The sequence below is a fragment of the Prevotella sp. Rep29 genome (assembly GCF_019551475.1).
Lineage (GTDB): Bacteria > Bacteroidota > Bacteroidia > Bacteroidales > Bacteroidaceae > Prevotella.
Genome location: NZ_CP047159.1, coordinates 1,772,950 through 1,786,309, shown reverse-complemented (window position 1 = coordinate 1,786,309; position 13,360 = coordinate 1,772,950). Strand labels below are relative to the sequence as shown.

The 13,360-nt window shown below is 47.3% G+C and carries 12 protein-coding genes; 6 read left to right on the top strand and 6 right to left on the bottom strand.

What is annotated here, in order from left to right:
• Positions 1 to 111: 111 nt before the first annotated feature.
• A complete protein-coding gene (gene menA, locus GRF55_RS07625; protein ID WP_220367851.1) occupies positions 112 to 1,092 on the top strand; it encodes a 1,4-dihydroxy-2-naphthoate octaprenyltransferase in 981 nt (326 codons plus the stop codon).
• Positions 1,093 to 1,099: 7 nt separating this feature from the next.
• On the opposite strand, the gene GRF55_RS07620 is transcribed toward menA, so the two are convergent.
• The 4 genes from GRF55_RS07620 to uvrB all read right to left on the bottom strand — a co-directional run bounded on the left by GRF55_RS07620 (position 1,100) and on the right by uvrB (position 6,851).
• Positions 1,100 to 3,421 (bottom strand): putative porin, encoded by a 2,322-nt coding sequence (locus tag GRF55_RS07620; protein WP_220367850.1) that lies wholly within the window; start codon positions 3,419 to 3,421, stop codon positions 1,100 to 1,102.
• The gene (locus GRF55_RS07615; protein WP_220367849.1) at positions 3,418 to 3,654 is read right to left on the bottom strand and encodes a hypothetical protein; all 237 of its coding nucleotides are present in this window, start codon (positions 3,652 to 3,654) and stop codon (positions 3,418 to 3,420) included. Before GRF55_RS07615 ends, GRF55_RS07620 begins: the two co-directional genes overlap by 4 nt.
• A gap of 9 nt (positions 3,655 to 3,663) precedes the next feature.
• The gene (locus tag GRF55_RS07610; protein WP_220367848.1) at positions 3,664 to 4,677 is read right to left on the bottom strand and encodes a DUF4468 domain-containing protein; all 1,014 of its coding nucleotides are present in this window, start codon (positions 4,675 to 4,677) and stop codon (positions 3,664 to 3,666) included.
• Positions 4,678 to 4,808: 131 nt separating this feature from the next.
• On the bottom strand, positions 4,809 to 6,851 hold the full coding sequence (gene uvrB, locus GRF55_RS07605; protein ID WP_220367847.1) for an excinuclease ABC subunit UvrB: 2,043 nt from the start codon (positions 6,849 to 6,851) through the stop codon (positions 4,809 to 4,811).
• Between the two features lie 222 nt (positions 6,852 to 7,073).
• On the opposite strand from uvrB, the gene GRF55_RS07600 reads away from it, so the two are divergent.
• The 3 genes from GRF55_RS07600 to GRF55_RS07590 are packed head-to-tail and all read left to right on the top strand — an operon-like array spanning position 7,074 to position 8,781.
• Complete coding sequence (locus GRF55_RS07600; protein WP_220367846.1) at positions 7,074 to 7,898, top strand: outer membrane protein assembly factor BamD; 825 nt, start codon at positions 7,074 to 7,076, stop codon at positions 7,896 to 7,898.
• 32 nt (positions 7,899 to 7,930) lie between these two features.
• The gene (locus GRF55_RS07595; RefSeq protein ID WP_220367845.1) at positions 7,931 to 8,260 is read left to right on the top strand and encodes a DNA-directed RNA polymerase subunit omega; all 330 of its coding nucleotides are present in this window, start codon (positions 7,931 to 7,933) and stop codon (positions 8,258 to 8,260) included.
• A gap of 56 nt (positions 8,261 to 8,316) precedes the next feature.
• Entirely contained in the window at positions 8,317 to 8,781 is a 465-nt protein-coding gene (locus tag GRF55_RS07590) for a DUF4293 domain-containing protein (protein WP_220367844.1), read from the top strand.
• An 86-nt stretch (positions 8,782 to 8,867) separates the two neighbouring features.
• Here the strand turns inward: GRF55_RS07590 and GRF55_RS07585 are convergent, their stop codons facing one another.
• Positions 8,868 to 9,455, bottom strand: a complete 588-nt coding sequence (locus tag GRF55_RS07585) for a hypothetical protein (protein ID WP_220367843.1) — start codon at positions 9,453 to 9,455, stop codon at positions 8,868 to 8,870.
• A 208-nt stretch (positions 9,456 to 9,663) separates the two neighbouring features.
• Between GRF55_RS07585 and GRF55_RS07580 the strand changes: the two genes are divergently transcribed.
• Together GRF55_RS07580 and GRF55_RS07575 are read left to right on the top strand one after the other, a co-directional pair.
• Positions 9,664 to 10,026 carry a hypothetical protein gene (locus GRF55_RS07580; protein ID WP_220367842.1) on the top strand — a complete coding sequence of 121 codons (363 nt, stop codon included), beginning with the start codon at positions 9,664 to 9,666 and terminating at the stop codon, positions 10,024 to 10,026.
• Positions 10,027 to 10,188: 162 nt separating this feature from the next.
• The gene (locus GRF55_RS07575) at positions 10,189 to 12,396 is read left to right on the top strand and encodes an outer membrane beta-barrel family protein (RefSeq protein WP_220367841.1); all 2,208 of its coding nucleotides are present in this window, start codon (positions 10,189 to 10,191) and stop codon (positions 12,394 to 12,396) included.
• Between the two features lie 78 nt (positions 12,397 to 12,474).
• Here the strand turns inward: GRF55_RS07575 and GRF55_RS07570 are convergent, their stop codons facing one another.
• Positions 12,475 to 13,257 (bottom strand): hypothetical protein, encoded by a 783-nt coding sequence (locus GRF55_RS07570; RefSeq protein WP_220367840.1) that lies wholly within the window; start codon positions 13,255 to 13,257, stop codon positions 12,475 to 12,477.
• Positions 13,258 to 13,360: the final 103 nt, after the last annotated feature.

Sequence of the window (13,360 nt, the reverse complement as noted above, 5' to 3'; positions counted from 1 at the left end):
ATCCGTTTATCAATCATCAGTTCTCCAAGCAGTTAAATGTAAAATATAATTTGCAAATGTACGATTTTATATTTACTTTTGCAAAACAAACAGTCAACTTTTCGAAATTTTATGAAAGCAAAATCCTCAAATACCGCATCTGTGCGCCAAAATTCCCTTTATGCATGGCTGTTGGCAGCCCGTCCGAAAACGCTCGCAGGGGCAGCCGTACCCGTGATGATGGGGCTCACACTGGCATGGGCCTACCTCTATCGGCTCAATCAACAGGCATGCGGGGTGGATGCAATGGGGACGAGCGTGGAGACCGGGACATTGTCGTGGGTTCCTGCCATCCTTTGCGTATTGTTTGCTTTTATCATGCAGATAGATGCGAACTTCATCAACGATTACTTTGACTGGAAGAAGGGAACGGATGATGAGCACCGGTTGGGACCTCGCCGTGCATGTGCGCAGGGTTGGGTGACCCCGAAAGCGATGCGTTGCGCCATTGCTGTGACGACTTTGATAGCCTGTGTCGTAGGTTTTCCGCTGGTTTTTTATGGCGGCTACGACTTGATATGGGTAGGAGTGGCATGTGTCGTTTTTTGTTTTCTCTATACCTTGTTACTGTCTTATATCGGGTTGGGTGATTTGCTGGTCTTGGTGTTCTTCGGATTGGTGCCGGTATGCGTGACGTTCTATATACAAACGCATACGTTGACGAAAGAGGTGATTCTTTCGTCGCTGGCTTGCGGAATGGTCATCGACACGCTGCTGGTGGTGAATAATTATCGTGACCGCGACAATGACCGAAGGGTAGGAAAGCGCACTCTGGTGGTCATAATAGGGGAAAAAGCTACTGAAATACTTTATTTCGCACTCGGTCTGATGGCTTTCCACATGGGACTGACGTTCTTTTTCCAAGGGCAGTATTTCACGTTCTTCCTGCCGACCATCTATCTGATGCTGCATGCACGCACTTATAGGAAAATGAAAGCCATCAAGCGCGGTAAGGCTCTTAATGGCATTTTGGCTGAGAATGCGCGTAATATGTTTATTTACGGGGTGTTGTTCTCGGTGGGAGTTGTCTTGGATGCCCTGTTTATTTCCTGATTGACGATTAGTTGAAGAAGTTCCATGAAAGTCCGAGTCGGAGGATGCGTCCGTTGAGCGGATAGTGGGGCGTGAGGAAGTATTCACGCGAACCGCTGCCTGCATTGACATGGCTCATCATGATAAAGAAGCGTGTGTGCTTGAGGTGGAAATTGGCATAGACGTTCACGATGGGATATCCGCCAAGTTTTACACGGCTTGCTTCATTCTCCTGTATGGTGAACTGTCCGAGTCCCGGTGCATAGTCGGGTGCTTCATACTTGGTGAAGAATCTCATGTCGGCTCCGAAATCGCATTTCAACACCTTTGCGATCTTGAACTTGAGATAGAGATTGGTGTACAGGTTGAGTGCGGGAACAGGCAGGACATCCTGCTTGCTTGACTTTTGATAGGTAAGAACCGTTTCCCAGTTAAGCGGACCAAACGTGAGGTCTTGGCTGAGTTGTGCCGTGAAGAGGCTGATGCCGTCAGGACATTGTCTCACGTTCACCTCGTTTGCCGTGCGTCCATAGTCCTCAGTGATGTTGTATGCGTGTCCGAAATAGGTGTAGTTCTTGATGTTGTCAAAAGCAACTTTAATGGCGGTACGCGTTTTCTGCGACGACAGTGTTGCCGATATTCTGGAGTGTGTAAATCGTTCAAGTTCATCGTTGTCCCACCAGAAATGCTTGGAATGGTAGTGGGAATAGTAGAATGCCGGTGTCGTTCGGTGCAGGAAAGCATTTGCCTCTAAAGTCACCGTGTCGCCGAACAGCGGAACGTTAAGGTCGGCATTCGCGTCAAGGAACATATCTCCGGCATCAGCACCGGCGACACCAAACTCTGCTGCTAAATTATAATGCAACGTTTTGCCTTCTCTTTTACTGATTTGACCGCCGGCATAGACGGAATGATCAGTGTACGAATTTGTCCCTCCAATGGAGTCGGGGAGGGTATAGTGTCTCAAATTGTGGGTGACATAAGCTTTCAGTCCGGCTTTAGCCCATTTGTTGAAGCCTTCGAGCAACGCAACGGCGAAGGTGTTGTTCAGTTCATAGAAACGTGTCTTGTCGTTGATAGAGTCGTTGGCAAGGTCATAAAACGTGTTCGCATAATATCCGTCGGGAACGTCATGGGCGGTATAGAGCCGCTTGTAGTTGTCGAACTTGAGCGTGTGGATGAAACTCGTGACAGGCACATACTCCGTCTTGTACCAGAGCGAGTCTTCTGCAGCTTTTTTCTCGATAGCCATGAGACTGTCAGCTTGCTGTGCATTGCTGACGGTGATACGCTCGCCCTGTGTGCGTATGGAATCTTTCGGCTCGTTGCCTGCGATGATTGCGTTCTCAGGACGTCCTTCTACGGCCTTTTGGTTGTCATACTCGTTTTCGTTGAATGACCGTCCCTCTTCGCGTGCCTTTCTGATAGCGTCTTGCTTGTCTTTCTCGGCTTGATTTTCTTTTTTCGATTCGATGGCAAACTTTCTTGCCTTGATTTCCTCTTCCGTCATAGGAACTTTCCTGCGGAATCCGATGTTGTAGCGATGTGTGAAGAATATCTGTTGGTTGTCGTTCCTGTTCCAGTTTCGTTCAAGGACGGTGGGAATTTCGTTTTCTGTGTATGAGTCGTTGAAACTTTCCGGGTGTGTGATATAGTTGTCGTCGGTAATTCCTCCGTTCTCTGCTTGTTTCATGTGGTTGGCAGATAGCAGGAGGTGTGCCTGGTATTGGTCTCCGATATAGGATGCAAACATGCTGTAGTTGAAGAGTGATGTGCTCTGATTCTGATAATATCCCCGTCCGTAGAGATAGTCGAACTTAAATCCCGCCCCGAATTTCTTCCCCGCATTGATGGCAAAGAGCGCCTTGAAATGGTCCTCTCCGTTCGTCCTGTTGCCGCAAGTGTTGAACGATAGGTTGGTGATGGGGGAGTAGGTATTGGTGAAATGGAAATCGCTGACGGGCGTTATAAAGTAACTGAACGGATGAATGAAAATAAACTCGTTTTCCAATTCCGGTCGTTCTATAAAAATACGATTCAAGCGCGGCGTTCCAAGATTTCCGAGCGTGTTATATTCTCCTCTTAACCCAGTAGTGAAGATACTGTTCATATACATGTGCGAAACAGTGTCAGGGATGGCTGGCGTGCGGTCGCCGAACAGTTCGTCAACGGTCCAGACTTTCAATCCCTTCGGCACTTCTTTGTGCTGACTCTGAATACTGTCGCTTCCTTTGTTTTGCCGTTGCTGGGCAGGCGTAAACCGTCCGTCTTCGGTAAGCACGTTATAGTCTTGTGCCGACAAGGCGTATGCGAATCCCGTGAATAAGAGGAGTAATAGTGTCTTCTTCATTTGATAAATCGTAAAATGCATTCTATCATTTTGAACCCCATGGCAACGAGTACGATGATGATTCCGGTGTCTGTATATTTGGTGAGATAGACAATAACTCCGACAACAGCCAGCAACATGAAAATAATGTTCAGGATGTTGCGGACGGGGAGAAACGGGTCCCGCCTCTTTTCTCCTTCGCCACTGTCGCGTCGGCGTCTTGGAATGGTCGTGTGTCTGTCTTTTTCGTTCATACTCCTGTCCTATTGGTTATTCAGTGTTTGTTCGATATTCTTGAAGATTTCATCTTTGCGGTCGATGGTCTTTCTTCTGAACTTTCCGGAGATACGGTTGAGCTTCGTCTTCTTCTTGTTGAGACATACGTCGTCCGTAATCCACTCTTCGGCTTTAATCAGGCTCTTGGTCGTTCGTTCTTCTTCGTATCTATAGCTGATGCGGAAAAGTCTGACGTTGACAGTGTTCCCCTGACAGGTCGCAATGATATTATAAATGAATTTTGTCCGGTCAATAGAGATGAAGTTGCTCGCGAACACAAGCCACTCTTCGAAGTGGGCTACAATCGTGCGCTCACTTTCATTGACCAGGGCGACATTGCTGGAGGGCAGTTGGTTCTTTTCTTTTGTCATCGCAGCAAAGAGTCGCATCATGCGCTGATAATTGTCATCAGGGGAATTTGCCGTTTCGAATGTCTTTTCCCATTCGATGTTCCCGTTCACGAGCGGAACAGCTCCCTCGAGATATTTTTCGTCTTCTTCGTTTTCTTCTTTAGGCTTCTGTTGCTTAACCTCTTCGTCTGGCGTAGGTTGGATGACAGGTTTCGTCCATTGCTGCGCCTGTTGCGCCTCTGTTCTCTTCTTTTCAGCCTCCTTCTGTGCAGCGATGCGCTCTTGTTCAGCCTTTTGCTGTGCCTCTGTTCTCTTCTTTTCAGCCTCCTTCTGTGCAGCGATGCGCTCTTGCTCAGCCTTTTGCTGCGCCTCTGTTCTCTTCTTTTCAGCCTCCTTCTGTGCAGCCATACGTTCCTGTTCAGCCTTTTGCTGTGCCTGTTGCGTTTTTGCTGCCTCTATCTCAAGTGCTTTTGCAGCCTCTTCAGCAGCTTTTGCAGCCTCAAGCGCTTTCTGGGCAGCCTCCTCGGCAGCCTTAGCCTTCGCAGCAGCTTCAGCTTTCAGTTGTGCGATACGCTCTGCAGATTGAACCGGCGTCTGTGCCACAAGTGTGACAGGAAGACACAGCATCATAAAAATAATAACCTTTCTCATACGGATTGAAATTTGTGCAAAGTTACGATTTAGTGAGCACAATACAAAATAAAAGCCATTTTTATTTTTATTGTCGAGCGGAAGGAACTTATTCGAAATAACGAAATAACGAAAACCCCGAAATCCCGCACTTAACTTTTTTCAAGCAAGTCCTGCAACCTTATAACCTCGTCCCTGTATTGCGCAGCTTGCAGGAAATCAAGCTCCTTCGCAGCCTCTTTCATCATCTGCGTAGTGTGTTCGATAGCCTTTTGGAGTTGCTCCTTTGTCATCCGCCTGATGATAGGATCAGCCGCAATACCGTTTTCCTTTTCAACGTATGGCTGGTATCTCCTGTTTGTGTCACGGCTTGCCGACTCCCCTGAAGCATCCCCTTGTTGCAAACCCTGACTCTTGACAGCCTTGATAATCTGCTTAGGCGTGATATGATGCGCCTCATTATATGCCAGCTGCTTCCTGCGCCTCCTTTCCGTCTCATCAATCGTCTTTTGCATCGACTGAGTAACCGTGTCAGCATACATAATCACCGTCCCGTCAATATTCCTCGCAGCCCTTCCAGCCGTCTGAGTGAGAGAACGGTGACTCCTGAGAAAACCCTCCTTGTCAGCATCAAGTATCGCGACAAGCGACACCTCAGGCAAGTCAAGACCCTCCCTCAGGAGATTCACACCCACAAGAACATCGAACGTTCCCTCCCTCAGCTGCGCAAGAATCCTCACACGGTCAAGTGTAGCAACATCAGAGTGAATATAAGACGCCCGGATGTCATGCTCCAGAAGATACTGCGTGAGCTCCTCAGCCATACGCTTCGTGAGCGTTGTGACCAACGTCCGCTGGTCCCTCTCCGTCCGCAACCGAATCTCGTGAAGCAAATCATCAATCTGATTATGGCTCGGACGCACATAGATAACAGGGTCAAGCAAACCAGTCGGGCGAATAACCTGTTCCACCACAACACCCTCAGCCTCCCGAAGCTCATACTCCGCAGGCGTCGCAGAAACATAAATAACCTGGTGAACCATCTCCCGGAACTCATCAAACCGCAGCGGACGATTGTCAAAAGCCGCAGGCAGACGAAAACCATACTCCACCAAGTTCGTCTTCCGGGCACGGTCACCACCATACATCGCACTAAGCTGCGGAACACTCACATGACTCTCATCAATCACTAGAAGAAAATCATCCGGGAAAAAGTCAAGCAGCGTGTAAGGCCTCTGACCGGGCAGCCGGCCGTCAAAATACCGCGAATAATTCTCAATCCCGGCACAGTGACCCAACTCCTTAATCATTTCAATGTCGTATTCCACACGCTCCTTGATACGCTGAGCCCTCACACCATCACCCATCTCCGTGAAAAAATCAATCCGCTCACGCAAATCCTCACGAATACACCTGATAGCAACCTCCTGTTGCTCCTTCGTCGTCACAAACAAATTCGCAGGATACACCTGATACCCATCAAGCGCAACAGCATGCACCGCCACATCCTCAGGGTCAATCTCCTCAATACTCTCAATCTCATCATCCCAGAACGTCACACGAATGAAATTCACACTATAGGCAATAAACACATCAACCGTGTCACCCTTCACACGAAACTCACCCCTCGAAGGACTCACGTCATTACGCACATAAAGCGCATCAACCAACATCCTCAGCAGCCCATTCCGGCTCAGCCGCTGACCAACACGGATATCAATCACAGAACCACTCAGCGCAGCAGGACCACCCATGCCATAAATACACGACACAGACGAGACAATCACAACATCCCGCCTGCCCGAAAGCAAAGCAGACAAAGCAGACAACCGCAGACGGTCAATCTCATCATTAATCGCAAGATCCTTCTCAATATACGTGTCCGTATGAGGCAAATAAGCCTCCGGCTGATAATAGTCATAGTAAGAAACATAATACTCAACAGCATTCTCAGGAAAAAACTCCTTCATCTCAGCATAAAGCTGAGCAGCTAGCGTCTTGTTATGACTCAAAATCAACGTCGGACGATTCACATTCGCAATCACATTAGCAACAGTAAACGTCTTACCCGAACCCGTGACACCCAGCAACACCTGAGCACCACAGCCCCCAACAACACCCTCCGTCAACTGACCAATAGCCTCCGGCTGATCACCCGTCGGACGATATTTAGACGTAAGCCTGAATCTATCCATAACACCTGCGAATTAATATAACACCTGCAACAAATAATATAGTGCTTGCAAAATTACTACAAAGAATCGAGAATAACACACTTTCATCAGATGTATTTCAGGACTTTTCATCCCAACCACTTGTTTTTAAGTTTTTTTTTGCTAAAAAAGCGTAAGAATGCTTTGCAGAACGCGGAAATATATGTATTTTTGCAGGTCAAAAGTTGAGAATCAGCATTTTTTATGATAAAGAGACTGGCTATATGGTTATTCGGGTGTGCAGTTCTTGCAGGTTGTGCGCAAGAGTTCAACCGCGTGTATAAGTCGCCTGACTATGCTTATAAATATGAATATGCGAAGGAATGCTACATTCGCGGTAAGTATGCAAACGCCATCACACTGCTGCAGGAAGTGCTGACAGTGATGAAAGGAACGGAAAATGCCCAGGAGTGCATGTATATGCTGGCAATGTCCGAATATCGCTACAAGGATTATGAAACAGCTTCAACCTATTTCAAGAAATATATCTCCTCATATCCACGGGGCGAGTATGCAGAGATGGCATCGTTCTATGTAGGCGAAAGCCTATACATGAGCACGCCAGAGCCACGCTTGGACCAGACACCGACCATCGCAGCGATAGGCGCCTTCCAAGAATATCTTGACCTGTATCCAGACGGTCAGATGCGCGAGACCGCACAGCAACGCCTCTTCGAACTACAAGGAAAACTCGTCAAGAAAGAGTTCCTCTCCGCACAACTGTACTATAATCTGGGAACCTATTTCGGTAACTGCACGAATGGCGGTAATAATTACGAGGCATGCATCGTAACGGCACAGAATGCAATAAAAGATTATCCTTACAGTGACTACCGCGAGGATTTTGCCATACTGATAATGAAAAGCAAGTTCAAGCTGGCAGAACAGAGCGTGGAAGAGAAAAAACTGGAGCGATACCGCGAGGCAGAAGACGAATGCTATGGATTCGTGAACCAATACCCCGAATCAGAGGAGCGTGCTACAGCCGAGAAATACATTGAAGCATGCAAGAAATATCTGAAAGATTAAAAAAAGAATAGAAATCAACTAAATCAATTCAAATGGATTATAAGAAATCAAAAGCACCGGTAAACACCGTCTCACGAGACATCATGGATCTTTGCAACGAGACAGGTAATGTGTATGAAAGTGTCGCAATCATCTCAAAGCGCGCCAATCAGATTTCTGCGGAAATCAAACAAGACTTGAGCAAGAAACTGCAGGAATTTGCATCCTATAATGACAGTCTTGAGGAAGTATTTGAGAATCGTGAGCAGATAGAGATTTCACGTTATTACGAAAAACTGCCGAAGGCAACGTTGCTGGCAACACAGGAGTTCATTGACGGGGAAGTATATTTCCGTGACCCGTCAAAAGATACACAGGATTAAAACAGAGTAGGGCAAGCACCGGCAAAAGGCGCTCGCCTCAAAAAAAAGAGATAGATATGTTGCAACGTAAACAAACTGTTTTCATGCTGTTGGCAGTCATCCTGACGGCAGTATGCATGTGCCTGCAAATAGGAACCATCGTTCCGGAAGAATTAGGCAATGCAGAGTCGGAGTTCTACAATCTTTGGATTCTGAAAGGCGACGGCACACGCACCTTCGCAGTATGGCCACTGTTTGCCGTGTTGCTCGCATCATGCACCATCGGACTTGTGACGATATTCATCTATAAGAATCGTCCGTTGCAGAGCGCACTGTGTCTGGCATCAATCCTGCTGATTGTCGGCTGGTATCTGTCCTACGGCATTTATGCCTACTACTTTGGAGGAAGGTTTCCCGAAGTGTCTTTCCGTCCCACATGGGTCGCAGCCCTGCCCCTTGTAGCATTGATAGGCTATATGCTGGCGCGGCGTTCCATCATGGCAGATGAGAAACTGGTACGCTCGGCAGACAGGATTCGTTAATGAGACGAAAGACGAAAAGATAAGAAAAATCGCGTAGCCGTAAAGCCACGCGATTTTTTTATTGTTGTAAACGAACTCTAACTCTCTTAGAGACCGAGTGCCTTCTTTGCACCTTCAGCAGCCTTGTCAGCAGCCTTGTTCGCAGCATCATTCACCTTCTCAGCAGCCTTGTTGGCAGCGTCGTTTACCTTCTCAGCAGCAGCATCTTTCACTGCATTTGCTTTGTCGGCAGCAGCGTCTTTCACGCCCTCAACAGCGCCTTCGGCAGCGTTACCTACATTTTCAGTAGCAGCCTTCAGAGCCTCCAGACCGTCAGCCTTCAGGTTCGTCAGGTTGTCAATCAAACCGGCAGCAATAGCGTTTCCACCAACTACACTCTTGATTTTGTCAGCATTCTCCTTCAGGAAAGCCTGTACCTTCGCGAGAACTTCCTTACCCTTTTCGAGGTCGAGAGAACCGAGTTTCTCCTTAACAGCAGTGAGTGCCTTCTCAACAGCACTTGCGTCGTTAGCCTCGAGAGCTTCGTTCAAACCGTTGGTGAGCGCCGCAGCGTCGTCAACAACTTCTGTCATTGTAGAGTCAACACCTTCCTGATTAGCGTTGGTCTTGTTAGGATTGCAGCTTGTGAATGTCAAAGCAGCAGCTGCTACTGCCATAAATAATACTTTTTTCATGATAACTTTTTGTTTAGTAAAACATAAATACGTCGGCAAATATAAATGTTTTATTGATATGTTGTTCTTTTTGTTTAAGATTTTTAACAAAGAATTTTCTTTTTCCAGAGACGTATATATAATAATGTGTAAAAGATATTTCCGCGCAGAAGGTGCCGTATTCAACTTTTTTCTTTATATTTGCACTGAACATTAAACATGAAGTGATATGAGAAAGTTATTTATGACAATCGTCGTCGCTATTTTGGGGATGGTTCTGTTGACAGGTTGTTCTGCGAAGCAACATGCCATCAATCAACTGGAAAATCTCTCCATTGACCTGCGCGACAAGAGCGCTTATTATTCCATAGACCAGTGGGAAAAGGCCATCGACCGTTTTTCCAAGATACGAAAGAAAATGGCGAAGTATGATTACACCCCAGAGGAACGTAAGAGAATCGGTGTGCTCGAAGGACAGTGCGCCCGCTATATGGCGCAAGGAGCAAAAGACGGTCTGCTCAACGGCGTGCAACGGGTCAGCGGCGAGTTGCAGGGAATAATAGAAGGCATTCTCGGCAGAGACTGGAAGTGACTTTTATAGGCGCACTTCTCTGATTGACAAAAGGCTGTGGAAAAGGTTTCTGCAGCCTTTTCTCGTCATTGTGAGGCATTTCTTAATAAAAAAGTCGTAACGCAGATGTCACAAATCTCCATGTTCTGTGTATTATATGTAGAAAGACATAAGAACAGCGATATGGAAAAACAACATCTGAAGAAACTATTATTGACGGTCGTTTCCCTCATGGGAATGACGGTCACCTTGGCACAGAATGTCAAGGACAGTGTGTCGGTCAAGTCAGACAGCGTTGCCTACGAGCGTGAATTGGAGGAAGTCTCCGTCGTCCGTCAGCGCCAGTTGATAAAGAGTGAGATAGACCGCACCAGCTACAATGTGCAGGCTGACGAAGAATCAAAGACGCTGCCGTTGATGGATATGCTCCGAAAGGTACCTTTGGTGACCATCGACGGTGAGGATAATATCAAGGTGAAGGGCACTGGCAATTTCAAGATTTATAAGAACGGACGCCCCGATCTCTCATTGTCCTCAAATCCGCGGGAGGTGTTGAAAACCATTCCGGCGAGCATGGTGAAACGCATCGAGGTTATTACTGAGCCGGGCGCGAAGGAAGATGCGGAAGGTGTGGAGGCTATTCTGAACATCGTGATGATGGAAAATCAGCACATCGCTGGTGTGACCGGTGCTGTCACAGAGCGGATTAGCGAATCGGGAGCGCACGGAACATACGGATTCCTGACCACACAAATCGGGAAATTCATTATGTCGGCAAATCTCGGTTACAACCATCAGAACGAGCGTCGCACACGAAACCATACAGAGAGCGAACGGGTCTATGGCGATTCGGGTAACAGACTGTTTTCCGAGCGCTGGGGCTCCTTCCCCGGAAACGTGCTCAACGGCAACATTGAAGCGAGCTACGATATCGACTCCTTGAACCTGCTGACACTGTCGTTCGGAGGGTTCTCGTATGAATTGGACTTTACCCAGAAGAGTAATCGCGTCATGACCGATGCGGCGGGCAATCTGATTTACCGTTTCAGTGAACATAATCAGCTCAACCCTTATCAGGGAACATGGAACGGACGGTTGGACTTCCAGCACAGGACACGCCGTCCGGAGGAGGTGCTGACATTCTCCTATATGTTCTCCATGAAGCAGAACAGTGACTATGACCATACGGATTACGTCGATGGAGTCAACATGCCGATGACCTACAATTCGTTGGACGAGAACAGCAAACTCCGTTTCTATGAGCATACGTGGCAGGCAGACTGGGTGCGCCCGATGGGCAAAAGCCACAAATTGGAACTTGGCGCGAAATATATTTCCCGGCAGAACAGGAGCCACACGTGGCTGGGCTATGGTGAACAGGAGCCGATTCATAACCGTTTCAATCACCAGACGAACGTCGGTGCCGCCTATATGCAATATATGTACACGCGCAATCGTTGGAGCGCACGGGCAGGTCTCCGCTACGAATACAGCTATATGTCTGCGAAATATCCCGACGGCAATGAGCAGGGATTTCATAAACATTTCCACGACTTCGTGCCTTCGGCAAGCCTGAACTATAAAATCAGTGATGCCAACAGCCTGAAATTCGCCTTCTCTACGAGCATCAACCGACCGGGAATCATGTATCTGAACCCCGCAGTCACGCGAACGCCCACTCAGGTATCATTCGGAAATGAACACTTGGGGAGCTCACAAAACATGAATTTCGGACTGACATTCATGCACGTAGGGGCAAAACTGACTTACAACGTCCGGGCGAACTATCTCTATACAAACCATGCCATTTCAAGCATACAATACGTGGAAGACGGGATTCTGCACTTCACCTATGGAAACGTCCTGCGCACACGCATGTTTGGCTTCCCCGTGTATGTGCAGATGACTCCTTGGAAGAACGCCCGACTGTCGTTGAGTGCTGCGGTGCATTACCGCTTTCTCGAGAACCGCAATACGGGAATGCGTGCCGAGGGCTGGTGGGCTGACGGATATGTGAACTTTTCGCAGAAACTGATGTGGAAACTCCATCTCTCAGTGAATGGGGGAGGGCAGCTGGGACACTATCCAACGCTTTACAGCAACGGTCCTGCATACCATTATTATTCATTCCGTCTTCAACGCTCATTCCTGAAAGACGACCGCCTGACGGTATCATTGACCGCTTTCCGCCCGTTTGACGGGAAAATGTCGGGTACGGTCTCTCGCATACACCAAGGCGATTTCACCGGTTATGACCGCTCATGGCAAACGCAGCGTTCGTTCAGTCTCATGGTTTCTTATCGTTTCGGCAAGCTGAAAGCGAGCGTAAAGAAGACCAAGACGACGATAGAGAATACCGATGTCGTCGGCGGACTGAAAGGTGGAAACTGATTGATTGTGGGAAAGGAATAAGAAAAAGCGGACAACCTCTTAACAGGCTGTCCGCTTTTTATGGATAATGCTTGAGGCTTATGCTGCCTTTTTGGTAGTTGTCTTTTTGGTAGTTGTTTTCTTTTCAGCTGCCTTTTTTGTAGTCTTCTTCTCAGCTGCTTTCTTGGTCGTAGTCTTCTTTTCTGCAGCCTTCTTCGTAGTTGTTTTCTTTTCTGCTGCTTTCTTTGTTGTCGTCTTCTTTTCGGCTACTTTCTTCTCGTCAGCATCCTTGGCAGCCTTCTTTGTAGTCGTTTTCTTTTCAGCTGCTTTCTTGGTTGCAGTTTTCTTTTCAGCTACTTTTTTCTCGTCAGCATCCTTGGCTGCAGCCTTCTTCGTAGTTGTTTTCTTTTCTGCAGCTTTCTTTGTTGTAGTCTTCTTTTCGGCTACTTTCTTCTCGTCAGCATCCTTGGCAGCCTTCTTTGTTGTTGTTTTCTTTTCTGCAGCTTTCTTGGTTGCTGTCTTCTTTTCAGCTACTTTTTTCTCGACTGGTTCTTTCTTTGTCGCTACTTTCTTAGTAGTTTTCTTCTCTGCTGTCTCTTTCACCTCTTTCCTGGACTCTTTCTTTACTTCCTTTGCAGGTGCAGCCTTCGCATTGGCATAGCACTTCAGACACTCTTCCTTGCCGTTTTTCTTGGCGGCAGCCACAGTTGTTGAAACGATGTCGCTGGTGCATGCGGAGAGTCCGCTGCAGGTGTTTGTCTTGTGGTATTTCACAGAATATTTACCAGTGCAGACATAAACAGTATTGGAGCTTTGCGCTGATGCTTCCATTGAAAAGAGCATTGCGCCCATAGCGATAAATGCTAAAAATAACTTTTTCATCTTGTTCTTGTTTTTTAGTTAATGAATAGATTCGACAGCAAATATAATCATTTATTTGGAAAAGATTGCGTGTTGGGCATTTTTTTTAATAATTTTCACAAAA